This window comes from Coprococcus sp. RTP21281st1_F1_RTP21281_210402, assembly GCF_040915325.1.
Lineage (GTDB): Bacteria > Bacillota > Clostridia > Lachnospirales > Lachnospiraceae > Coprococcus > Coprococcus aceti.
In genome coordinates this window covers 80,035-104,233 of sequence record NZ_JBCPDQ010000004.1, presented here as the reverse complement: position 1 = coordinate 104,233, position 24,199 = coordinate 80,035, and the positions used below count along the sequence as shown (strand labels likewise).

17 protein-coding genes are annotated in these 24,199 nt (G+C 44.8%); 6 read left to right on the top strand and 11 right to left on the bottom strand.

Features of this window, described 5'->3' with window-relative positions; all coding sequences use genetic code 11:
• Positions 1-2 precede the first annotated feature (2 nt).
• The 5 genes from AB5150_RS06580 to ftsE form a co-directional block, all read right to left on the bottom strand.
• Positions 3-1,097, bottom strand: coding sequence for a GDSL-type esterase/lipase family protein (locus AB5150_RS06580; RefSeq protein WP_161172087.1), 1,095 nt, complete (start codon positions 1,095-1,097; stop codon positions 3-5).
• Between the two features lie 11 nt (positions 1,098-1,108).
• Positions 1,109-2,533 carry an MBOAT family protein gene (locus AB5150_RS06575; RefSeq protein WP_117550911.1) on the bottom strand — a complete coding sequence of 475 codons (1,425 nt, stop codon included), beginning with the start codon at positions 2,531-2,533 and terminating at the stop codon, positions 1,109-1,111.
• A gap of 282 nt (positions 2,534-2,815) precedes the next feature.
• A complete protein-coding gene (locus AB5150_RS06570; RefSeq protein ID WP_015533678.1) occupies positions 2,816-4,105 on the bottom strand; it encodes a murein hydrolase activator EnvC in 1,290 nt (429 codons plus the stop codon).
• A 136-nt stretch (positions 4,106-4,241) separates the two neighbouring features.
• The gene (gene ftsX, locus AB5150_RS06565; RefSeq protein WP_015533677.1) at positions 4,242-5,150 is read right to left on the bottom strand and encodes a permease-like cell division protein FtsX; all 909 of its coding nucleotides are present in this window, start codon (positions 5,148-5,150) and stop codon (positions 4,242-4,244) included.
• Positions 5,140-5,826: a cell division ATP-binding protein FtsE gene (gene ftsE, locus AB5150_RS06560; RefSeq protein ID WP_022216898.1), complete on the bottom strand. Its 687-nt coding sequence runs from the start codon at positions 5,824-5,826 to the stop codon at positions 5,140-5,142. Before ftsE ends, ftsX begins: the two co-directional genes overlap by 11 nt.
• Positions 5,827-6,037: 211 nt before the next feature.
• Here ftsE and AB5150_RS06555 point away from each other — a divergent pair, with 211 nt between their 5' ends.
• The 4 genes from AB5150_RS06555 (at position 6,038) to AB5150_RS06540 (ending at position 10,313) form a co-directional block, all read left to right on the top strand.
• Positions 6,038-7,426: a uracil-xanthine permease family protein gene (locus AB5150_RS06555; RefSeq protein ID WP_015533676.1), complete on the top strand. Its 1,389-nt coding sequence runs from the start codon at positions 6,038-6,040 to the stop codon at positions 7,424-7,426.
• Positions 7,427-7,464: 38 nt separating this feature from the next.
• Complete coding sequence (gene upp / locus AB5150_RS06550; RefSeq protein WP_015533675.1) at positions 7,465-8,094, top strand: uracil phosphoribosyltransferase; 630 nt, start codon at positions 7,465-7,467, stop codon at positions 8,092-8,094.
• A 181-nt stretch (positions 8,095-8,275) separates the two neighbouring features.
• The gene (gene nth / locus AB5150_RS06545) at positions 8,276-8,926 is read left to right on the top strand and encodes an endonuclease III (RefSeq protein ID WP_015533674.1); all 651 of its coding nucleotides are present in this window, start codon (positions 8,276-8,278) and stop codon (positions 8,924-8,926) included.
• 40 nt (positions 8,927-8,966) lie between these two features.
• Positions 8,967-10,313 (top strand): citrate/2-methylcitrate synthase, encoded by a 1,347-nt coding sequence (locus tag AB5150_RS06540; protein ID WP_368291613.1) that lies wholly within the window; start codon positions 8,967-8,969, stop codon positions 10,311-10,313.
• A gap of 178 nt (positions 10,314-10,491) precedes the next feature.
• Here the strand turns inward: AB5150_RS06540 and trxA are convergent, their stop codons facing one another.
• From trxA to AB5150_RS06525, 3 genes are all read right to left on the bottom strand, one after another.
• Entirely contained in the window at positions 10,492-10,803 is a 312-nt protein-coding gene (gene trxA, locus AB5150_RS06535; protein WP_022217252.1) for a thioredoxin, read from the bottom strand.
• A gap of 349 nt (positions 10,804-11,152) precedes the next feature.
• A complete protein-coding gene (locus AB5150_RS06530) occupies positions 11,153-13,228 on the bottom strand; it encodes a heavy metal translocating P-type ATPase (protein WP_368291525.1) in 2,076 nt (691 codons plus the stop codon).
• A gap of 37 nt (positions 13,229-13,265) precedes the next feature.
• Complete coding sequence (locus AB5150_RS06525) at positions 13,266-13,586, bottom strand: DUF6110 family protein (protein WP_022217250.1); 321 nt, start codon at positions 13,584-13,586, stop codon at positions 13,266-13,268.
• A gap of 385 nt (positions 13,587-13,971) precedes the next feature.
• Here AB5150_RS06525 and AB5150_RS06520 point away from each other — a divergent pair, with 385 nt between their 5' ends.
• Positions 13,972-14,946, top strand: a complete 975-nt coding sequence (locus tag AB5150_RS06520; protein WP_055280449.1) for a putative ABC transporter permease — start codon at positions 13,972-13,974, stop codon at positions 14,944-14,946.
• Between the two features lie 87 nt (positions 14,947-15,033).
• On the opposite strand, the gene AB5150_RS06515 is transcribed toward AB5150_RS06520, so the two are convergent.
• Together AB5150_RS06515 and AB5150_RS06510 are read right to left on the bottom strand one after the other, a co-directional pair.
• Positions 15,034-17,124, bottom strand: a complete 2,091-nt coding sequence (locus tag AB5150_RS06515; protein WP_055280448.1) for a transglutaminase domain-containing protein — start codon at positions 17,122-17,124, stop codon at positions 15,034-15,036.
• Positions 17,125-17,157: 33 nt separating this feature from the next.
• The gene (locus tag AB5150_RS06510; RefSeq protein ID WP_368291524.1) at positions 17,158-19,677 is read right to left on the bottom strand and encodes a transglutaminase domain-containing protein; all 2,520 of its coding nucleotides are present in this window, start codon (positions 19,675-19,677) and stop codon (positions 17,158-17,160) included.
• Positions 19,678-20,092: 415 nt separating this feature from the next.
• Between AB5150_RS06510 and AB5150_RS06505 the strand changes: the two genes are divergently transcribed.
• Positions 20,093-22,129 (top strand): beta-galactosidase, encoded by a 2,037-nt coding sequence (locus AB5150_RS06505; RefSeq protein WP_368291523.1) that lies wholly within the window; start codon positions 20,093-20,095, stop codon positions 22,127-22,129.
• Between the two features lie 119 nt (positions 22,130-22,248).
• Here AB5150_RS06505 and pap read toward each other — a convergent pair whose 3' ends face one another.
• On the bottom strand, positions 22,249-23,733 hold the full coding sequence (gene pap, locus AB5150_RS06500; protein ID WP_022215871.1) for a polyphosphate:AMP phosphotransferase: 1,485 nt from the start codon (positions 23,731-23,733) through the stop codon (positions 22,249-22,251).
• Positions 23,734-24,199 lie beyond the last annotated feature (466 nt).

Genomic DNA, 24,199 nt, shown 5'->3' with positions numbered 1-24,199 from the left:
ATCTATTTGAAAGCATCATCCTTGAGCCCATGCTCATACAGATACTGCTCCCACAGACTGTAATACTGCGCCTGCAAATGTATGTCATCCCAGGTATAGTCCTTTACAAGACCACCCTTGCCATCGTCCACAACCGTATTCATATCCAGATAGAAAAGCTTTATTCCATCAGCATATGCAGCTATGGCACCATTCTTGTCATCGATATTGTCATTGTTCACAATATCGTGGCTTGCCGAATAGTCGCTGGATACATGCATGCAGCCCATCATAAAGATCACTGCGTCCGGCTGAAGCGCCTGTATCTGGGCCACCGCATCGATATATGTGGATGCGTATGTCTCCGTATCGTAACCCGCCTCATTTATGCCGAGCATGATGTATATCTTTTTGAATTGTTTGCTCTTAAGCAGCTCTGTGAGTGTCTTTGTTCCATTTGAGGCGATCTTCTCACCCATCAGTCCAAATGAAGTAAGGCCCTCCATATATGCAAATTCTGCATTGTCCAGTCCGGAATACAACGCCAGTCCTTCCACTCTGGAATCACCTATGAACAGAGCATCGTCAAAATAAGACTTGTCAACCTTTATATATGGGTACTGGGTCTCAAGAGCGATCTGTGTGAGATCTCTGTAGCAGCTATTTCTTGCCTTTCTCTTCTTAACCTTCTTGTATTGAGTCTGTCTTGTCACCGGAGCAGCCGAACCGCCTGTATCTATGGTTGCTTTTTCCGTAGTTGCCTTTTCGGTGGTCGCTTTCTCTGTAGATTTCTCTGTTGTCTTCTCCGTGGATGCATTCTCAGAAGTCTGCTTCTCCGTGGATTTCACCTCCGTTGTCTGCTCCTCTGCAGCCGCACTGCCCGTGGACTCCGACGTCAGTTCGCTCTTTCCCGGAGCATCCGTGCTTGTTGCGTCAGTTCCGGTTGCCACCCTCTCATCAAGCAGCACAGTCTGGGCCATAGGATGATGAAAGCTGACATCCCATTTATACACGCCAAGCGCAGCTCCCACATAACCGCCTGCGGTAACTATCACGCCGGATATTATGAGTATCGAGAACAGTGGACAGCCTTTTATCATTTGCCATAATTTCTTCATCTGCCCACCTCCTAAAATCTAAAATAAAGGAATGGATTGGAGCCACCCTTTGCTATCTGATATACACAGAACCAGAACAGTGCGAGCATTATAAGCTTGCATACCCAGTTCTTGTAGAATTTCTCTATGAGCTTTCTAGGCCACGGTGTACAGAAGATCACGCAGATCAGCAGCAGCCACCAGTATGTGTGTCCCAGCATGATCAGCTTGTCCATGGCATGTGTGGTGACTGATCCCTCTATGTTCATGCCAAACATTCTCTTCAGGTACAGTCCCAGAAGCTTCAGATCAGATATGTTAAATATTGTCCATGATATCGGTATCAGGAAGAACATGTACACATGGCCAAGAACCTTCACCTTGTCAAATACCTTGCCAAGGAACAGCTTCTCCATGAGAAGGAACACGAACAGGAACAAGCCCCATATCAGGAAATTCCAGTCCGCACCATGCCACAATCCGGTAAACATCCACACAGTGAACATGGCAAGTATCATTCTGAGCTTTCCCTTTCGGTTGCCGCCCATCGGTATGTACACATACTCTCTGAACCAGCGTCCGAGTGTAACATGCCAGCGTCTCCAGAAATCTGTGAGGGAATGTGCCATATAAGGATCGACAAAGTTCTCCGGTATCCTGAAGCCAAGTATAAGGCCAATTCCTATTGCCATCACGGAATAACCCATGAAATCAAACAGGAGCTGGAATGAATATCCCCATGAACCAAGCCATGCGGTCACAGTGTTTATTCCATAAGGGCCAACCGTCTGCACATCGTTCCACAGACTGGCTATCTTATTTGCTAGAAGCACCTTGTACGCAAGTCCCAATACAAACAGTGTCGCACCGCGCTCTATATCGTCCGCCTTGACCTCTCTGTGATCCAGCTCAGGCTTCACCTCATCGTAGTTGACTATAGGGCCGGCTATGAGCTGAGGGAACATGCTCACATATGTTCCGAACTTGATTATACTCTTGTCCGCCTGATACTTGAGCCTGTACACGTCAAATATATACGATGTTATCTGGAACGTATAGAAGCTTATTCCAAGCGGCAGTGTGATCGCCACGCTATCAAATATCTTTGTTCCCGCTGCAGTGTTTATTATCTCTATAAAGAAGTTGATATATTTGAATATGAACAACATTCCAAAATCAAACACCATAGCCACCGCCAGCCAGCAGTTTCTCTCAAATGAACAGTCGATCTCCGAATATACTTCTATATCATAAAAACGCTTGATTCGTCTTGCCACCGAATAGTTAAATATAATAGAAAACATCATCAAGAACACGTATATGGGTTCGCCATACGCGTAGAACACAAGGCTGCCTAAAAGCAGTACAACATTCCTGTACTTCGGCTTTGTCACAAAATAGATAAGCAAAAATAAAGGCAGGAATCTAAATAAGAACTCCATGCTCGAAAAAACCATAATATACTCCTTAAATAAATACTCAGTCCAGTGTGAGTATAAATACTTTTACCACTTATGTCAACCGACACTAATCCTATTTTTTCTTAAAAAAACTATTGTTTTCGACATATTTTCTCACCACCACAACATATGGTACTTCGCCCATATCCACGCCCCTATTAACATAAAAAATGCGTGATCCATATTTCATGAATCACGCATTTTTTCTCTGTTCTATATATGATCATATTAAGATCTTATGATATGACACATATCCCTATGCCATGTCTCAGCCTCATCTTACAGATAATCAAGTGGGTTGACATATGAGCCATTCAGGAATACTGAGAAGTGGCAATGTGTACCTGTTGAATATCCTGTTGAACCTGCATACGCAATGGTCTGTCCCTGTGAAACCACATCGCCAACGCTTACTGCAAGTGATGAGTTGTGAAGGTACATCGTCACAAATCCATTACCGTGATCTATCATAACGTAGTTACCACCACTCTCGCCCCACTCGGCTACCGTTACAACACCTGCATCAGCCGCTGCGATAGGCACTCCGTATGAACATCCTATATCTATACCCATATGATTGGAGCTTGCTCCTGCTGTCGGTGACTCTCTAGGTCCGAAGTAGTCTGTGATAGGTCCTGATACAGGCCATATGAACTGACCTGAACCGGTTGTTGAACCGCCATTGTTACTTCCACTGTTGTCGCTGTCACTGCCTGAGTTATCGCTTCCACCGTTGTTATCCTGCTGCTGTTGTTCAGCTTCTCTCTGCTTACGCTCCTCCTCCAGTCTCTGCTGTTCCTGACGCGCAAGCTCTGCCAGCTTGTCATCCAGCTCTGACTCCTGCTTTGCGTATTCAGCCGCAAGAGCTTTCTGCATCTCAACATCATCACTGTACTTGTTGATCTCCGCATTCTTCTGGCTTATAACATCATCGAGGTCTGCCTGCTTGGTCTCCAGGTCTGCCTTTACCTTCTCTACATCCGCCAGATCATCCTTGAGTGTCTGCTGATACTCTGCTATGTCATTCTTAGTCTTTACCAGCTTGTTGAGCTGCTTCTGGTCATATGTGCTGAGCTGATCAACATACTCAGACTTGTTAAGACTATCCTCAAATGAAGCCGATGACATAAGTGCATCTATGTAAGCAACATCGCCCTCCTCGTAGAGGTACTGTATCCTCTTCTTCATCGCCTCATACTGATTATCCTCACTGACCTGAGCCTCTGCAAGCTTTGTCTGAGTCTCATCTATCTCATTCTGAAGATCCTCAGCCTGCTGTTTCTTCTCCACGATCTGTGTGCTTATATCTGTGGCCTGCTTATCGAGCTCATTTACAGCCGCTGTAAGCTTGTCTACCTTCTTCTGATACTTCTCTGCGTTTGCATTCGCCTCTTCCTGAGCCTGCTGAGCCTCTTCCTTCTGCTGCTCAACATCCTCCTTGGTCTCCTCAGCATGCACGCTGAACACAGGAGCCGCAAATATGGATGTAAACGACATGAGCAGTGCTCCTGTAGTAACCACTGCCACCTGCATACCTTTCTTCTTTATCTTGTATAAATCTATTCTCATCATTCATGCCTCCTAATCGCATTTCATAATGTTATTATCTTTTTGCCCTACTTATCAACATTATAACACATATTGTTCCTAAAAAAGTAATAACAATTTGTGAATTTTTTGTGCATTGCTCTGACCGCATTTAACACTACACTCTCAGGTGCTTTCTTGTGGTAAGAATACTTCCTACCAGACCAACACCGATACCGAGCACAAGTCCGACCGGTACCATAGTCCTGAACAGATCCTGCTGGCTCACAAATGCGAACAGCGTTGTGACAACCTTGAACCTTCCGGCAACGTATGTCAGTATCTTATCGTACATGTAGTACAGAAGGACCAGAGGTATAGCCGAACCGACCGCGCCTATGATCACACCCTCTATGATGAACGGTGCCCTTACAAATACATTTGTCGCACCGATCAGCTTCATGATCCCTATCTCTTCCTTTCGCACTGTGATACCTATGGTGATCGTGTTACTTATAAGGAATATAGATACCAGCATCAGTATCACAACTATTCCTATGGATGCATATCCCACAAGGGATGACAGTGTCGTGATGCTGTCTGCAGTCACGTCAGAACTCTTTACCTTTCTGACTCCTGAAAGGCCCTGGGCAAATGCCACGAACTCCGGCTGTCTTGATACATCCTTGAGCGTGATCTCATATGACGCAGCATTCTTTAATGGGTTATCTCCGCCAAATGCATTCTTTGCAACCTGTGGATCATCGTAGTTCTGATCTGCAAACTTGTCCCATGCCTCATCGGCTGAGATGAAATCCATCGTCTCAACATAATCGACCGTTCTTATCTGTTCACCTATGAGCTGTATGGTCTCATCTGACGCATCCTCGTCGAAGAATACAGATATGGTGACTGTCTTCTCAAGCTCCTGCATACCTGACTGGAAGTTTACAACCACCGCATATATGATTCCGAAAAGGAACAGACATGATATGATGGTTCCAAGTGATGCAAGTGAGAACAGTATGTTTCTTCTTATATTCGCAAAGCCCTGTCTGAGGACATAGAAAAATGTACTAATCTTCATCTATGTAGCCTCCTTCCTTCTCATCACTGATTATAACGCCCTTCTTCAGGGTGATAACTCTCTTCTTCATCTCATTGACGATATCCTTATTGTGGGTTACCACGACAACTGTGGTTCCTCTCTTGTTGATATCCTCAAGGAGGTTCATGATATCCAGTGAGTTCTTAGGATCAAGGTTTCCTGTAGGCTCGTCCGCCAGTATGATGTCCGGATTGTTGACCAGTGCTCTCGCCATGGCAACTCTCTGCTGCTCACCACCTGAGAGCTCCTTCGGGTATGATTTGTATTTGTCTGCAAGTCCAACCAGCGTCAGCATGGCCGGAACTCGTCTTCTGATATATCTCGCCGGGGTCTGGATGACTCTCTGTGCAAATGCGACATTCTCGTATATAGTCCTGTCCTTGAGAAGTCTAAAGTTCTGGAACACAACCCCTATCCTTCTTCTGACCTTCGGTATATCCTTCCTCTTGATCTTGCCGTAGTCGTATCCGGCAACAGTGATATTGCCCTCCGTAGGATCGAGCTCCTTGAGCAGAAGCCTGAACAGAGTGGTCTTGCCCGAACCACTGCTTCCAACGATAAATACGAACTCGCCTTTCTCTATATTAATATTGACATTCTTGAGTGCCTGATTGCCCCCAGGATATGTCATACTCACGTTCTCTAATTCAATCATAATATCTGTAGTCTCCTTCGACCTGTATCTTTATTTTTCTCCCCTTTACTCAATCCAAGCAGAATTGTAACAATTCTGTAACATTTTGTCAAGTGCTGACATATATTACATATCTTAAGTTTATTTTGGAAATTTCACTATTCAAATTGACCTTAGTGTAAATAAACTTTATAATATTTAACTAAGAAAAAATATGGGAGGATTATTACTTATGGATAATCAAAAAGAAGCCATTCGTGATGCACGTAAGCTTGGAATTCCAAAGATGCTTTTACTTGGATTCCAGCATATGTTTGCCATGTTTGGTGCAACAATTCTTGTTCCGCTTCTCGTAAACGGATACTTCGAGGGTCAGGGACTCTCAATTCAGGTAACTCTTGTATGTGCCGGTCTTGGAACACTGTTCTTCCACTTATGCACTAAGCTTAAGGTACCTGCATTTCTCGGTTCTTCATTTGCATTTCTGGGAGGTTTCTCCACAGTTGCAGACCTTAAAACAGGCATATTCAAGGACATGCCAATGGGCGAAAAGCTTCCATATGCATGTGGCGGTATTGTGGTTGCAGGACTTCTGTATCTGATACTTGCACTGATCGTCAAGCTTGTCGGCGTGAAGCGTGTCATGAGATTCCTTCCACCAGTGGTTACCGGACCTATCATCATATGTATCGGTCTGAGCCTCGCACCATCAGCTATATCAAACGCATCCACTAACTGGCTGCTTGCATTTATCGCACTGGCTGTTGTCATTGTGTTCAACATCTGGGGCAAGGGCATGTTCAAGATCATACCTATCCTCATGGGTGTACTTATCTCATATGGCGTTGCACTCATACTTCACTTCTGTGGTATGACCAACCCTGATGGTTCAGCAATACTCAGCTTTTCTGGAGTTTCAGACGCACATTTTCTCGGTCTGCCACCTTTCCAGATCTGTAAATTTAACTTAACTGCCATACTTGTCATGGCTCCTATCGCCATCGCTTCCATGATGGAGCATATAGGTGATATATGTGCCATATCAGCAACTGTAGATCAGAATTTCCTTGAGGATCCAGGTCTCCACAGAACACTTATCGGTGATGGTCTGGCAACATCTCTCTCCGCACTCTTTGGCGGTCCTGCCAACACAACCTACGGAGAGAACACAGGAGTTCTCGAGCTCAGCCGCGTTCACGATCCAAGAGTTATACGACTGGCTGCCATTTTTGCAGTCATCCTCGGTTTCATACCTAAGGTTGCAGAAGTCATCCGCTCAATGCCTTTCGCCATCATTGGCGGCATAAGCTTCATCCTCTACGGAATGATCTCAGCCATAGGTGTAAGAAATGTGGTTGAGAACCACGTAGACTTCACGAAGTCAAGAAACCTGATCATCGCAGCCGTTATCATGGTATGTGGACTTGGTTTCAAAAATGGCCTTACATTCACGATCGGAGGCACAACTATCACTCTTACAGGACTTGCCCTCGCAGCTATATTCGGCATCCTGCTGAATGCTATACTGCCTGGTAACGACTATACATTTGGTGAGAACACCAAGGGTGATGTAAGCCGCGGACTTGGAATGAATCCACAGAACTCTGACATTGAGGCATAATAATTATCTGTATATTATTTATTAGGAGGTTACACAATATGACAGATTACACAGTTATGACACATCCACTTATTCAGCATAAGATTTCAAAGCTCAGAGATAAGAACACCGGAACTGCCGAATTCCGTGCACTTGTTGAAGAGATCGCCATGCTCATGGGATATGAGGCTCTGAAAGATCTTCCTACCGAGGATGTATGTATAGAGACTCCTATCGAGGAATGCATGACTCCGGTCATCGCAGGAAGAAATCTTGCGATTGTACCTATTCTCCGTGCAGGACTTGGAATGGTCAGTGGACTTCAGGCTCTGGTTCCTACAGCCAAGATCGGACACATCGGTCTGTACAGAGACGAGGAGACTCATGAACCTCACGAGTACTACTGCAAGCTCCCTGATCCTATCGATGAGAGACTTATAGTTGTCACGGATCCTATGCTTGCAACCGGAGGATCAGCTGTTGCTGCCGTTGATTTCATCAAGCAGCATGGCGGTAAGCATATCAAGTTCATGTCGATCATCGCTGCACCGCAGGGAATTGAGAGACTTCTCAAGGCTCATCCTGACATCCAGCTCTACGTTGGTCATGTTGACCGCGAGCTGAACGAGAACGCTTACATCTGCCCAGGACTTGGCGATGCCGGCGACAGAATCTTCGGAACAAAGTAAAATCTTTCAGACATGCTATTTATACCAGCAAAGACATGCCGCAGCCCAGCACATATACTGGGCTGCGGCATGTCTTCTCTTCCCAACATTTTCACACTTCTAACATTTTTATTAAGAATTCTTTTTCGATATCCATTTGCAGGCCTTTCATGTTATCATATAGAGACTGGAGGTCTTTTTTATGGAATCACAGAAGAGATATACGAAAAAACAGAGAACACTGGACATTATCGAGAGGCTGAAGAAGGAATATCCTGACACAGTATGCACCCTCGATACTTCACACGCATGGCAGCTTCTTGTCAGTGTCCGCCTGGCGGCGCAGTGCACTGATGCAAGGGTGAATGTGGTAGTCCAGGATTTATTTGCCAAATATCCGGGAGTAAAAGAACTGGCTGCTGCCGATGTCAGTGACATCGAGGCCATTGTGAGACCTTGCGGACTGGGGAAGAGCAAGGCCAGAGATATTAGTGCATGTATGAATATGCTTGTTGATTCCTATGATTGCCAGGTTCCTGACAGTCTAGATGAGCTGCTTAAGCTCCCCGGCGTAGGCCGCAAGAGCGCAAACCTCATCATGGGTGATATCTACGGCAAACCTGCCATTGTAACAGATACCCACTGTATACGCCTTGTCAACCGAATGGGACTGGTTGACGGGATAAAAGATCCGAAGAAGGTTGAGATGGAACTGTGGAAGCTTGTACCTCCAGATGAGAGCAATGACTTCTGTCACAGGCTGGTGGATCACGGCAGATCCGTGTGCACAGCCAGAACGAAGCCACATTGCGACGCATGTTGTCTAAGCGACATATGCAAAAAGATCATCTGATTTATCATACAAACGGAAAGGAGTTACTTATATGGAGTATATGGAGAATCTGACAGAATACGTGGAGAAGCAGGCTTCTCTCTGTCAGCAGCATGATGTGATAGACAAAGAGCTCTATGCCAGATACGGAGTAAAAAGAGGACTGCGTGATGAGAATGGACAGGGAGTTCTGACCGGTCTTACCAATATATCACAGATCATAGCATTTAAGGATGTGGATGGCCAGAAGGTTCCGTGTGACGGACAGTTATTGTACAGAGGCTATGATGTACAGGATCTCGTAAAAGGCGGCAAAGGAAAACGCCATATATTTGAGGAAGCTGCTTATCTTCTTCTCTTCGGAGAACTGCCTACCGAGGCTCAGCTCTCAGAATTCAGCAGTGTCATCGCCGAGTCCATGAACCTGCCGACCAACTTTACCCGTGATGTCATCATGAAAGCACCTAGTGTGGATATAATGAACTCCATGACAAGAAGTGTGCTGACTCTGGCTTCATACGATAATCAGGCTACCAACCTGGATATAGACAATGTTCTCAGACAGTGTATCGGTCTCATCGGAACATTTCCTATGATGGCTGTGTATGGTTATCACGCATACAACCATTATGAGAACGACGGAAGTATGTACATTCACAGACCTGACAGGGATGCTTCCGTGGCTGAAAACATCCTCAGGATGCTCAGGCCTGACATGAAGTATACCGAGCTTGAGGCAAGAGTTCTTGACATAGCACTTCTGCTTCACATGGAGCACGGCGGTGGTAACAATTCCACATTCACCACAAGAGTTGTAACGTCATCCGGCTCTGACACATACTCTGCCATTGCCGCCGCCCTTTCATCCCTCAAGGGAAGGAAGCATGGTGGTGCCAACCTGCAGGTTATGAACATGATGGACGATATCAAGGAGCACATAAAGGATTACCATGACGAAGAGGCCATAGAGGCATATCTGGATAAGCTGCTGAACAAGCAAGCCTACGACCACAAGGGACTCATCTATGGTATGGGCCATGCCGTTTACTCACTGTCAGACCCAAGAGAAAAAGTATTCAAGTCATTTGTCGAACAGCTTGCCGCTGCCAAGGGCAGGGACGAGGATATGACTCTGTACAACAACATTGAGAAGATCGCGCCAAAGCTCATCGCCAAGGAACGCAAGATATACAAGGGTGTCAGCCCTAACGTAGACTTCTACAGCGGATTCGTGTATGAGATGCTCGGAATTCCTAGGGAGCTCTACACACCGCTCTTTGCAGTGGCACGTATAGTTGGATGGAGCGCTCACAGAATCGAGGAGCTTGTCACCACGGACAAGATCATCAGACCGGCATATAAGAGTCTGGTTAAGTATAGAGAATATGTAGACAGAAACGCCAGATAGTCAATGTGTTTTCAATAACCTTAAAGCCCTGTCAGACTTAACATTCATATGTATCCATAATATGAGACCCATATGAATGTTAAGTCTGACAGGGCTTTATGTTTTTCCTGTTTCTAGTTTGTATCCCCACTTCAATTCAGATTCCAATTAAAATATCCGGGATACATATCACAGACAATTATTTGATCTTCTCAATGAAATCGAGAAGATCATACTTGGATATAGCTCCGACACTCCTCGATGCCTCAACACCATTCTTGTACAGTATCAATGTCGGAACACTGAACACCTTATTGGCAGCCGCAAGTCCGGGATTCTCATCCACGTCCACACTGAAGAAATCCACTTCACCATTCAGTTCATCTGCAACCGTGTGAAATACCGGTGCCATCATCTTGCATGGTCCGCACCATGTTGCTGAGAAATCCGCAACCGCCACACCGCATGCCTTTATATCTTCAAAATTATCGCCTTTTACCGTTTTTACCATACTAATCATCCTCCATTCTATTGTGATGAACACACGCATCATGCTGTGTTCCACACACATCTGTATATTTTCATTTCATAAACATTCCAGATAATATCTGCTAATATTCTGCCCTTATGTTCAGCTATCTACTCATGATTTATACGTACATTTTGTCATATTCTGTCGGCCCGGTCAACAATTCTTACAGATTATTTTTATTATTTAAAATCATCTTTTAACTACAAAACTGCCCTCCTCACTAATGTTCCGGAATCCCGGGTACTCATCACAGTGAAGAGGGCAGCTTTATTTTATATTCTTTATAATTCTACGCTTCGATCATCAATATAATTCTATGCTCCGATCATCAATCCAGCAACTTCTTCATACTGTCAAGACTTATGAGAAGCGTCGATGAATTGTGAAGCAGTGCTGATGTGGTTGGCTGGATAACTCCCATCACGCCCAGGATGATAAGTCCTGTGTTGATGGTCACTATCTTGCGATAGTTCCTGTTGATCCTGCTCATCAGCTTATTACTGAGTTCCTTAAGTGTTACGAGCTCGTACAGATTGTCCGCACTGACAGTTATATCTGCGATCTCTCTGGCAATCTCCGCGCCATCACTTACGGCAATTCCAGCATCGGATGCCGACAGTGCAGGTGAGTCATTGATTCCATCTCCCACCATGATGACCTTTCGACCCGCAGTCTTCTCAGCCTCGACAAACTTTGCCTTGTCCTCAGGAAGGACCTCTGAGTAATACTCATCCACCCCTACCTGCTCTGCAATAGCCTTGGCCGTTCTGTCACTGTCTCCTGTCATCATGACAACCTTCTTGATTCCCAGCTTCTTGAGCCTTGAAACAACCTCGGCCGACTCATGTCTGACCGGATCCTTGATGGATATGACTGCTGCCAGCCTGCCATCGATTCCCATGAACAGATGTGAATGAGTCTTGGACAACGACTCGTACAGCTCTATCTTATCCTCAGGTATCACACAGCCCTCATCCTCAAATACGAAATGATAGCTTCCTATGACAACCTTCTTGCCGTCTATGCTTGATGAGATACCGTGAGCCACAACATACTCAACCTTGGAGTGCATCTCCTCATGCTCCAGCCCCTTGGCTGCAGCTCCTGCCACAACCGCTCTTGCCATGGAATGAGGGAAATGCTCCTCCAGACATGCAGCTATCCTGAGCAGTTCATCAGGATCTCTTCCGTCAAATGATACGACGCGTACAAGCGTAGGTGATGCCTTTGTAAGTGTTCCTGTCTTGTCAAATACTATCGTGTCTGCATCAGCTACAGCCTCCAGGAATTTGCCGCCCTTGACTGTGAGGTGATGCTTGTTTGCCTCCTGTATAGCAGACAATACCGCTATAGGCATGGACATCTTCAGTGCACATGAATAGTCGACCATGAGCACCGCAAGTGTCTTGGTGATATTCCTTGTTAAAAGGTATGTGAGGATAGTTCCACCGAGAGTCCATGGCACAAGACCATCTGCAAGATGCTCTGCCTTGCTCTCAAGTCCTGACTTAAGCTTCTCAGACTCCTCTATCATCGCAACAACTTTATCATATCTGCTGGTCTTACCAGTCTTTACAACTCTGACTACCAGCTCACCTTCCTCAACAACTGTACCTGCATATGCACTGTCTCCGTGTCCCTTGTGGACCGGTACTGACTCTCCGGTGAGGGATGCCTGATTGACCATGCCCTCGCCCTGATCCACAACACCGTCAAATGGAATGACATTGCCCATATGAACCACTACCAGATCATCCTTTGCGATCTTCGCACTGTCCATAAGTACATCACAATCATCCACACGCACCCATACCTTATTGATATTGAGTGACATGCTTCTTGCCAGTCCATCCACCGACTTCTTATGTGTCCACTCCTCAAGGATCTCACCGATCTCCAGAAGGAACATGACTGATCCCGCTGTCGCGAAATCATTTGTCAGAATGGATGCTGTTATGGCTGTTGCATCGAGAACCGGCACCTCAAGCTTCCTGTTCGCAAGACACTTGAGCCCCTTGCCTATATACTTGAGAGCTTTGACGGATGTCAGACAATACCGAAGCGGCATTGGCATGATCCATTTCTTGGTCATGTACCAGGCGGTCTTCCAAAACAGCTTGTCCTCATACTGTCTGTTCATGACTCTGCCTGATGTCTCTGTGAGATCCGCCGGAACCTCCACCCTGTCATATCCAAACTGTCTCAGCGCATCTATCACCGCTGCACGGTCACCATCATATATGATGATCGCGTCACAGGTTCTGTCGTGCACCTTGACCTCTTCCACTGCCTCACAGTTCTCCAGATAATACTGAAGTATGTCGGCCTGTGCCATGGTCATGCGGCTCTGTGCCATGTGTATACGCAGACGATTCTTTGTTTCATTTAAAATAGAAAACTTCAAGATCTTCGCCTCTTTCTTATGTTTTGTCTTATACTGATTACTCTTCTACAGTCTCTGCTGCATCAGCGCTCTCAGCCTCTGTGCACTCAGTATCCTCAAAGTCAGCCTCTGCTGCCTTCTGTGCTCTTGCCTCGTTGATATCCTTTGCTCCTGCGTAGATATCACCACAGTTCTCCTGGATAGTATTTGCTGTCTTCATGACACAGTCCTTTGCTCTAAGAACACCAGCTGTACAATGTGTATATACGTTCTTTGCATCCTTGCTTGAGAGAACCTTGATACCAGCTGTTCCAAATAATACTCCACCTGCAAATATTCCAAGCTTCTTCCAGTTTACCTTCTTTAATGCCTTCATCATGATTTTGTCCTCCTTGATTATATATTTATTCTGATTAATGATATGACCACTTATACGCAAGGTGGATTATATGACAGGCTTCGCCGTGATTCGATTTTTCTAATCACGGTTTGTTCAATCAAACTCTCCTTAACGTAAAAATGCATTCTCGATCTTCGTACTGTAGAAAGAGTCTGCATCTGTTTCGTGGCTTTTTATTTGCTGTAAGTATAGCACTGCCCCGGCGTTAGTCCAATATAACATTCGCAATTTAAATGACTTTTTTTCTCAATAAGTATCAACAAGCTATCTTACACTTGTGACATTTTGTAAGGTTGCTTTTTTTCCTTCTATATACTATCTTATTACTATTGGCAAAGTCATATATACAAAGGAGATTCCATGTATGGATAATTTCAATATCAAAAGTATTCTGGTAATATTATTTTTATTTTTCATAGGATGCGTCATGGGCTGGTGCATTGAAGTCATATTCAGAAAGTTCTTCTCCAAGAGCAACCCAAGCCACAAATGGATCAACCCGGGATTCCTCATCGGACCTTACCTGCCTCTCTACGGTTCAGGCCTGGTGGTGCTGTATCTCCTGTCCCTGATCCATATAGATGCTGTTGACGCCCATCCTGTTTTGCAAAAGGTTCTGGTGGTACTGATCATGGCCATCGCCATGACCGTTGTGGAATACATTGCCGGACGTATATTTATAATAGGAATGAACATCAAGCTGTGGGACTACTCAGATGAGTGGGGCAATATACAGGGCATCATATGTCCGCTGTTCTCATTCTTCTGGGGTGTGATCGCGGCACTGTACTATTTCTTCCTCCATCCACACATACTGAACGCTGTGTACTGGCTGGCGGATCACCTGACATTCTCCTTCTTCATCGGTTTCTTCTACGGGGTATTCGTGATCGACTGTGTTGTATCATTCAACCTGATGAGCAAGGTGAAGAAATTTGCGAAAGAGAATGATCTTATTGTCCGTGTTGAGGAACTCAAGTCCCGACTGGCTCTGGATCGTGAGAAGTTCAAGGAGAAGCCAAGCTTCCTTCTCTCTCTTCACGATACAGCATCGATCAAACGAGCATTTGAGAATAACCCTGAAAGCTTCTCCATAACAAAGAAGATCAAACTGAAGGCTGAGGAGCTTACAGAGAACGTAAAGGAAAAAAGCGCTGTGATAAGTGAAAATCTCAAGGAAAAGAGCGAGGTGATCACCGAGGGTATCAAGGCTGCCGGAACTGAGGCAAAGGCCCGCATAGGCGAGACGCTGAATCGAAATGATTCATCAGATGTGGCCGACACAGATCTGTTCGACAATTCCCACAGGGACATAACAGAACACAAGAATGAAAAATAATATCATTCTAAGCATATAACAAAAGCAAAAATACCATGTACAGGCGAAATGCTGTACATGGTATTTTTTACGCGCTCTATTTACTTTTTATCTGTACTTGACACTAGCCTTCTTGTAGGTTCCTGCCGTCTTTCCTTTGTATGGTTTTACAAAGTATGTGTACTTTGTTCCTGACTTCACACGGCGGTCAAGATATGTTCTGGTCTTTGCTTTCACAACCTTCACACATTTGAATCTGCCGCTGCCTGTCTTTTTGTATATCTTATAGCCGGCGGCTCCCTTTGTCTTCTTCCAGGAGACTCTTACTCCCTGTGAGGTATTCTTTGCTCTTGCGGTCGTGCAACCTATATAATACTGGCTCTTTGCCTTGGAGCCGCCCTTTGTATAGCTGTTGTATGCCGATACTCTGTATGTGTAGGCCTTTCCTCCTACAACAGATCTGTCTACCATTGATCTCACAGAGCTTCCCTTCACTGTCTTTATAAGTCTGTATGCAACCTTGCCTGTGCGTCTGTATACCTTATAACCGGTGGCTCTTGAATCGGTATTCCAGGTGAGGCTTATTCCCTTACCTGTATTCTTCGTTTTGACCGTCACCGTCGCAAGCTTCAATTTGTCGAGTGTGACATTCTTGGTATATCCGCAGTTGCTGCATTTGTACTTCTGCGATCCCTTGGATGTGAATGTCGGCTGTTTTGTAACCTCTCCCGCCTGCCATTTGTGGCTCATACATGCTCCGAGATAGTAAGCGTCTTTTCTTGTACAGGATGGAGTATCGGAAACCCAGATCACAACATCATTTCCGTAATATCCCATTCCATATATGTTTACACCTGATACATACTTCTGTCTTATGTCATATATAGCCCACGCCTTGCGCTCATTTACCTCAAGATCTATCCATGCAACATATCTCGATGTGCAGAAATAGAGCTTTTCCTGTGCAAGGAACAGTGTTCCATACTGTTTGTTAAGTGCCGTACCATCTGTATCCAGCCATTCATCCTGCCCGGTAAATATCGTTGTATTTACACCGTTGGTGAAGCTGTACTTGTTTATCTGATAGTATGATGACTGGCTGCCCTGCTTTATGCTGTACCAGTAGCCCTTTCTATAAAAGATGACCTTCTCAACGCCATTCCAGAACTGGCCTTTTTCATATCGCTTATCCGTGGCATTGCTGTATGTTCCCTTCCATACATTTCCCACCTTTGTGTCATATCTGCCAAGATAATAATCGCTGCTGGCGGCCTTAGTCTTACTGTTCAAGGTGTCAAAGCTTACAAGGAAATAATCATGCATCGACCTTCCCGGTATATCACTTGCGGGATCATCCCAGGTTGCGTCAACGTGATACCACTTTCCACCTATATTTACAACATTCCACGCATGGTTTACATACTGGCTTGTGGCAACTCCACTCGGAACCCCGGCTTTCCTGAGGAAATACCACATGGTCTCCGCATATCCCTGACACACACTGCTCCTCTTAACCAATACACCATACATATCATACATGTGGTCTCTTCCGGTTGTTGGATCAAATTCCTTAGCCCCGCTGGTGTCATATGCAACTGTGGATGTCAGGAACTCATGATATGCAAGCACGATCTCTGCCGGCTTCATGTTCTTTGTATTTATCTGCTTGTTCACTTCCGCTATGGCTGCATCCAACTGCTTCTTTTCGGTTCGGGCATTTGGCTTGTATGAGAACTTCAGATACACAACCTTTCCTGTGGTCTGGTCATACAGATAACTGTATCTTGCCACATACACGACCTCGGGATGCGCATTCATTGCAGTTGTGACTACATTTGCAACATTTCGTGTGGTCAATCCCCAGCTCTTTACATTGAGTCTCGGTGAAAATTTCTCCACAGCGCCGACAATGGCACTCTCATATTTCTTTGAATTTGCCGCTGCCAGTGACGCTTCCGATGAATCCGATGCTTCATCTTCTATTATCTGTCCGCCAAATTGCAGGATACCTGAAGTATCGCCCTCCTGCTCAAGCAACTGACCATAGCTGCTCTGTGATGAGTCATACTGTTCCTGAGTATCTTCCGCAAATGCTGGTATTTTCCCGCCGTACAGCACACACGCAGCGATGACGCCCACCACAAATATCATCCTGATACGCCGCACAGCTTCTGTGAGTCTTACATTTTCATATTTCATTCTTTTTCTCCCTTATAATTACGCAGTAAGCATCTACCTTTTTATTCTCTTCTGCGGTGACGCTGCACTGTATGTCTTATTATTCACTGCCTTCACAATGTAATAATAAGTCTGACCTTTCTTTGCCGTTTTGTCTGTCCAACTGAGAGTTTTCGCTGTTACAGTCTTGACTGCCCTGTATTTGCCTGTTGGTGTCTTTCTATACACAATGTATTTTTTTGCACCGGCAGACTTTTTCCAGGAAAGTTTCACTCCCTGTGCTGACTTCCTGACCGTGACAACCGGAGCCTTGATGTAGAGAATACTTGCCTCTGTATATCCACTGAGTACATTTCCATTATATGCCTTTACACAGTAGTAATACCTGTTTCCTGACTTGACTGTCTTGTCTACATAGCTTGTCGTTCCCGACTTGACTGTCTTGATACATACATATCTTCCCTTGGCGGTTCTCCTGTATATCTTGTAACCAGATGCCCCTGACGCTTTATTCCAGGTAAGCTTTATCGCGCCGGCCTGCTGTGCAGACTTTACGGTTACCTTCGCAAGCTTCAGCCTTGCAATTGTGACCTGCTTTGCTGCGCCACATGTCTTGCACGTATATTTCCTGACTCCTGTAGCTGTATATGTAGCTTTCTTAGTAACCATTCCATTATCCCATGCATGATCTGTACATACAAGCTTAGCTATAGTCTCGGTCTTTGTCTCGCCACAGTTTGTACAGGTGTACTTTCTTGTTCCCTCTGTCTTGTATGTTGGCTGTATTGTCACTACTCCGGCATCCCATGCATGCTTTGTACATACCAGCTTGGCTATCGTTTCGGTCTTGGTTGTTCCGCAATTCTTACACGTATACTTCTTGGTTCCCTCTGTCTTGTATGTCGGCGCTGTCACAACCTTGCCGCTATCCCACACGTGGCTCGTACATACAAGTTTGGCTATCGTTTCGATCTTGGTCTCACCGCAGTTTGTACAGGTGTACTTCTTGGTTCCTGTACTTGTGTAGGTCGGCTCCTTTGTCACCACTCCAGCATTCCACTTGTGGCTTATGCACATCTCGAATGTATACTCGGCATACTCCTTGTTATACTTGCTTGAATTGCTTGAATCCTTAGTTTTCTTTATATTAGGAGAATCTGTAATAAAATACACCAGCTTACCATACTGTTCTCCAAACGCATATAAATTATTTCCTGTTGAACTATTATACTGTGTTCGTATATTTATAAGCTCTGTAGGAATTACATTTGTCGATGTTATATCTATCTTGTTCAAGCTATCCGGAGTAGTAAAATATAAATTATCACCTCGGAGATATATTGAACTATAAACACCAGGATAATACCCACCACTCGGAGTTGTCCATTTTGCAGTGCCCGAATACAAAACCTTGTTTATGTTAGTCGAATACTGGTACTTATTTATGTTAAATGATGTTTTCGAACTGCCCTCACTTATGCTGTACCAATAACCGTCTTTATAAAAAATAGCTTTCTCAATACCATTCCAGAACTTACCACTCTCATAAGTGGTGTCCACCGCTGTCGTATATGTATCTCCCCACTGTGCGCTGACAACCATATCCGTTCTGTCCTTAGTATGGTTGATGAGTGTATTCTTATTCATTGTATCAAAGCTGACAAGGAAATAATCATGATATGATCTTCCAGGCATATCCCACACCGGATCATCCCACGTCGCATCTATGTGATACCAGTTGCCACGGATCTTAACTATGTTCCATGCGTGATTGATATTTTCACTTGATGCGATTGCACATGAAAGACCAGCCTCTCTTAGCAGATAAAACATAGTCTCGGCATATCCCTGACACACACAACTATGTTTAACCAAAGCTCCATACATATCGTACCCGTGATTTGCAGCGATCGTTCCATTGAAATAATCCTCATATGCATATGCAACTGTGGATGTGAGATACTCATGATATGCAAGTACTATCTCTTCAGCGCTCATTCCACTGGTATCTATCTTGCTCTTGACTTCCTGAAGTGCAGCATCAAGCTCCTGCTGCTCCTCCTTTGCATTTGTCAAATATGTAAATTGTATTTTGGTGATTGAAGAGCCAGAAGTCCAATATGTATAGCCTCCCGACAGACTGATAAACTCGGGATGAGAATTGATAATAGATCTTACTGCCCCGTTATCAATATCGTCTCTCGTAAGGCCAAGTTCCGATACATCTATACTCGTCTGCCACGCCTTGATTCCTTCAACAATAAGCTTCTCAAGTGCTGTTGCATCATATGTAGATGCCAGTGAAGCCGCACCATCCTGCTGCTCAACGACAACGCCAAGTCCGCCTTTCTGCAAAGTGTCGTCCAGATCATCATACCCTACCGTAACCTGACTCTCATCTGAACTTACCCGTGTCTGATCAGATGCATATGCTCCCACTTTACCGCCTGGCAATAGCACAACCGCCGCTGAAAATGCCAAGGCACCGATACAGATTTTTCTGCTCAGCCCCCTTAACAACTCAGACCTTATACTGCCTGCCACCACTCTATATGATTTCCTCTTTTTTATCATAAAACTCCTCCTTAAACGATACGTTCCAACCTTATATTTCCGTTCATCCCTCAATACTTTTATTATATAGATTTTTGACACTGTTCGATAGCTTTTTACCTCACTTTTGTACATCTTGTAGGAATTGACAAATTGCGCAACTTTGAGCAATTCATGATATCTTAATCATAAGCAATTATATCTCTTATTTCAAGCCGTTTTTCTTAATTATATACAATATTGTCCTGATGAATGGCAGTGTATATATTTTGTATATTTTGCACAAATTAAAATGTATTGTCAAATTACAATTGAATTATTTGTCTATTTGTGCTACCTTTAAATAGCAAGCTGTGCAACCGTTTGCGCATATATTCTACACTAAAAACAGATCACATAGAGCACATTACCTTTATTTATAGGAGATGACAGATAAATGAACAAAAACAAGCTTTTTCCACAGATAAACGGAATACTACACGGCGGTGATTACAATGCTGAACAGTGGCTCGACCGCCCTGATATTCTGGCAAAGGATATCGAGATGATGAAGGAGGCAGGAATGACTTCCGCTACTCTTGGGGTTTTCTCATGGTCAGCATACGAACCTGTTGAGGGCAAATACCATTTTGACTGGCTGAAGGATGTTATGGACAACCTGTATAATGCAGGCATTTACACCGTTCTTGCCACGCCATCGGGCGGCAAACCGGCATGGATGGCACAGAAGTATCCTGAGATCAGGCGTGTGGATTCATATGACGTCAGGGAACATCAGGGCGTCCGTGAGAACCACTGCATGAGCTCACCTGTATACAGAGAAAAAGTTGCCAATATCATCCGTCAGCTCCACGCCCATGTGGGAAACCATCCGGGACTCATCATGTGGCATGTGTCAAATGAGCTTGGCGGGGAGTGCTACTGTCGTCTCTGTGTGAAAAGATTTCAGAATTACCTCGCAGAGAAGTTCGACCACGACATAAACAAGCTGAACAAAGCATGGTGGACCACCTTCTGGAGTCACTCATACAACAGCTTCTCACAGATTGAGCCGCCATACAAAAATGGTGATTTCAGTATCATGGGGCTGAACCTCGAATGGAAGAGATTTACCACATGGAACATGAACGATTACATGAAATCAGAGATAACGCTCCTCCGTGAACTCACCCCTGAAATACCTATAACAACCAACTTTATGCAGCTCTATGACGGTCTCGACTACAGACCGATGGCAAAGGAGCTGGATGTGATCTCATGGGATTCATACCCTAGATTCCACAATGACTACGAGAGTCTTGCGGATGTCATGGGCCAGAATACATTTGACCACGCGGTCATGAGATCCATGAAGAAGGATAAGCCTTTCATGCTCATGGAGAGTGCTCCGGGGCTTGTAAATTGGCATCCATATAACAAACTCAAAAGACCAGGCATCCACAAGCTGTTCTCATACAACGCTATAGCCTGCGGTTCTGACACTGTTCAGTACTTCCAGTGGCGAAAGGGCAGGGGCTCATTTGAACAGTATCACGGTGCCGTTGTTGACCATCTCGGAACAAATGACACCAGAATATTCAAGGAGATTGCCGCCCTCGGCGCAGAGCTTGATGGGCTCTCCGAGATAACCGGCACACTCATCAGATCAAAGGTTGCACTGCTGTTCGACTGGGACAATATGTGGGCCATAGATGATGTCAAGGCTCTGGGGCAGGAATCAAAAAAATATCCTGAGACCTGTATGTCTGTATACAAAGAGCTGACAAAGCGCGGCGTTGACGTGGACGTCATTGCATCCGATGAACCACTCGACGATTACGATGTGGTTGTTGCACCTATGCTCTACATGCTGAGAGATGGCGCAGCCGAGTCTCTTGCCGCATTTGTAAAGAGGGGCGGACAGCTTCTATCCACTTACTTTACGGGCTATGTAGACAAGGATCAGCTCTGTATACTCGGTGGATTCCCGGGAAATGGGCTTGCAGATGTATTCGGAATCATCAGTGAGGAGATCGATACTCTGTATCCATCCGACAGAAACAGCGTAACTTTCACAGATGGAAGTTCATGTGAACTCCGTGACTATGCGGAGATCCTGAGAGTTGGAACAGCGGAAGTGCTGGGAACCTACGATTCTGATTTCTATGCAGGGAATGCAGCAGTGACTGTGAACGGCTACGGCAAGGGCAAAGCTTACTACGTGGCTGCAAGAATAGATTACAGTAAACTCGGTGAGATCATGGAGCAGATGATGGTGAACGCCGGTATCGCCATAAAAGATCTCCCTGACGGAGTTCAGTATCACTGCAGATATGCAGATGACGGAACTGCATATGGATTTTACCTGAACAACACCAACGAACCTCAGACAATATCTGAAGTTCACGGAACCGACATTCAGACGAAGAATATATTTGATGGCAAAATGGAATTGGCTCCGTTTGGAGTATCCATCATCAAGGAAAATAATTAAATCTGATAATAACTTTTTCCTTCCTTAAACCTTTTTGAAAAAGGCGGTGATACTTCTGTTGTGTATCACCGCCTTATGTGTTCTATTTCCAGCATGGACTCTCAGTCCTATATGCATTTTTAGTTCTTTTCAACCTGCTCCAGCTTATCCTCTATCGCCTTGATAACGATCTTGAGGGCTTTTATTCTGGCATACTTCTTGTCATTTGACTCCAATATGTGCCATGGCGCAAAGCTGGTGTTGGTCTTTTCCAGCATCTCATCCACCGCAGTCTCATAGTCATCCCATTTGTCACGGTTGCGCCAGTCCTCATCTGTGATCTTCCAGCGTTTCTCAGGCGTGTTCTGTCTGAGTGTGAATCTCTCAAGCTGTGTATCCTTGTCGATCTGAACCCAGAATTTGATGACGATCGCACCCCAGTCGTGGAGTTCCTTCTCAAATTCATTTATCTCATTGTACGCCCGCTGCCAATCATTCTCCGAGCAGAAATCCTCAAGTCGCTCAACCATGACTCTGCCATACCATGTTCTGTCAAATATAGCCACATGCCCAGACTTTGGAAGTCTTGTCCAAAATCTCCACAGAAAATGCCTTGCCTTCTCGTGTGGCTCCGGACTTGCTATAGGATTTACCACATAACCTCTCGCATCAAGTGCCTCCGCTATCCTCTTGATATTTCCACCTTTGCCTGCCGCATCCCAACCTTCGTAGCCTATGATAACAGGTATCCTCTTCTGGTAAAGCTCATTGTGCAGTCTGCCGAGTTTCTTCTGCAGCTTGTCAAGTTCCTCCTTGTACTCCTCATCCGTCAGTTTCTTGTCGAGAGACACCTCGGAAAGTTTCGGGATCTTCTTGAGCGCAAATGTATTCTGCAGTATAGGTACAGCATGCCCCTGATTGAGCAGCGCAGTATCTATTCCCTGATTGATGATGTCAAGTATCTGCAGCTCAGCCCATTTTCTCTCCTTTGCATCTATCATGTACCACGGTGCATTTGACAGATTGGTGTCATACATAAAGCTGTCAAATGCCTCAAGATACTCGTCATACTTTTTGTTCTGCTTCAGATCATGCTTAGACACTCTCCAGCTTGTAGTATCATCTTCAAGAAGTGTTTCAAGCCTCTTCTTCTGCTCATGCTTGTCTATCTGGAAGAAAAATTTCATGACCAGATATCCGTTGTCCGCCAGAGTCCTCTCAAATCTCTTGGTGCTGTCAACTCTCTTCCGGTATTCCTTGTCTGACAATTCTCCAGACATCTTGCCACCTACTATGTCCCTCATCCATCCACCATCCAGAAATACAAACTCCCCCTGTTCCGGTATTCTCGTAAAATACTTGTACAGGAATGGTCTGCGTTTTTCCTCATCTGTGGAATACTTCACTGACTCAACGTTGAAAAATCTCGGATCCATATTCTTTATGATCCTTCCAACAAGACTTCCCTTACCTGCGGCTCCCCAGCCCTCAAATATGACAAATACAGGTATCTTACCTTCCTTTACCTTGATCTGATTGCGTGTCAGATTCTCTCTGGCAATCTTTAACCGAGTGTCTATCTCCTCATCCGATGGACGCTCCGGCTTGTTCCAGTCCTTTAACATGTAACCCACTGCTCCTTTCACATTGTCTCTTCATTTGTTTTTATGAATAATATACCCCGATTTACAGAAACTAATGCCGCTTCGCATTTACTAATACAAATGCCGCTTCGCGTCGCGCATTTTTCTTCTTGCGATATCATTATACTACTTTCTTTTGAGTTGATACATCTGAAAAAACATTAAGATATGTGAGGAAAATGAATGTTGCGAAGGTAAAATTCATATGATATAATGTCAGCAACAATGAAACAAGAAATTCTGACATATGCTTTCCCAAAAGCATAACGAAAACCCCAGTAGTTGGCGCTACTGGGGTTTTCTCCGTCTTTTAAAGGCGACGTACTCCTTGGGCTGATTACCACTTACTTATCTCCGTTCTGTCACTGCGCTCCCCCCTTTCCTAGCCTGTCTAGGGGTGGCAACATCTGTATTGTGACATATTATCTTTTTCTTTTCAATGGGTTTA

Bases quoted from the DNA above. Each gene is read 5' to 3' on its own strand.
- AB5150_RS06580 (WP_161172087.1), bottom strand. From the start codon at position 1,097: ATGAAGAAATTATGGCAAATGATAAAAGGCTGTCCACTGTTCTCGATA.
- AB5150_RS06575 (WP_117550911.1), bottom strand. From the start codon at position 2,533: ATGGTTTTTTCGAGCATGGAGTTCTTATTTAGATTCCTGCCTTTATTT.
- AB5150_RS06570 (WP_015533678.1), bottom strand. From the start codon at position 4,105: ATGAGAATAGATTTATACAAGATAAAGAAGAAAGGTATGCAGGTGGCA.
- ftsX (WP_015533677.1), bottom strand. From the start codon at position 5,150: ATGAAGATTAGTACATTTTTCTATGTCCTCAGACAGGGCTTTGCGAAT.
- ftsE (WP_022216898.1), bottom strand. From the start codon at position 5,826: ATGATTGAATTAGAGAACGTGAGTATGACATATCCTGGGGGCAATCAG.
- AB5150_RS06555 (WP_015533676.1), top strand. From the start codon at position 6,038: ATGGATAATCAAAAAGAAGCCATTCGTGATGCACGTAAGCTTGGAATT.
- upp (WP_015533675.1), top strand. From the start codon at position 7,465: ATGACAGATTACACAGTTATGACACATCCACTTATTCAGCATAAGATT.
- nth (WP_015533674.1), top strand. From the start codon at position 8,276: ATGGAATCACAGAAGAGATATACGAAAAAACAGAGAACACTGGACATT.
- AB5150_RS06540 (WP_368291613.1), top strand. From the start codon at position 8,967: ATGGAGAATCTGACAGAATACGTGGAGAAGCAGGCTTCTCTCTGTCAG.
- trxA (WP_022217252.1), bottom strand. From the start codon at position 10,803: ATGGTAAAAACGGTAAAAGGCGATAATTTTGAAGATATAAAGGCATGC.
- AB5150_RS06525 (WP_022217250.1), bottom strand. From the start codon at position 13,586: ATGATGAAGGCATTAAAGAAGGTAAACTGGAAGAAGCTTGGAATATTT.
- AB5150_RS06520 (WP_055280449.1), top strand. From the start codon at position 13,972: ATGGATAATTTCAATATCAAAAGTATTCTGGTAATATTATTTTTATTT.
- AB5150_RS06515 (WP_055280448.1), bottom strand. From the start codon at position 17,124: ATGAAATATGAAAATGTAAGACTCACAGAAGCTGTGCGGCGTATCAGG.
- AB5150_RS06510 (WP_368291524.1), bottom strand. From the start codon at position 19,677: ATGATAAAAAAGAGGAAATCATATAGAGTGGTGGCAGGCAGTATAAGG.
- AB5150_RS06505 (WP_368291523.1), top strand. From the start codon at position 20,093: ATGAACAAAAACAAGCTTTTTCCACAGATAAACGGAATACTACACGGC.
- pap (WP_022215871.1), bottom strand. From the start codon at position 23,733: ATGTTAAAGGACTGGAACAAGCCGGAGCGTCCATCGGATGAGGAGATA.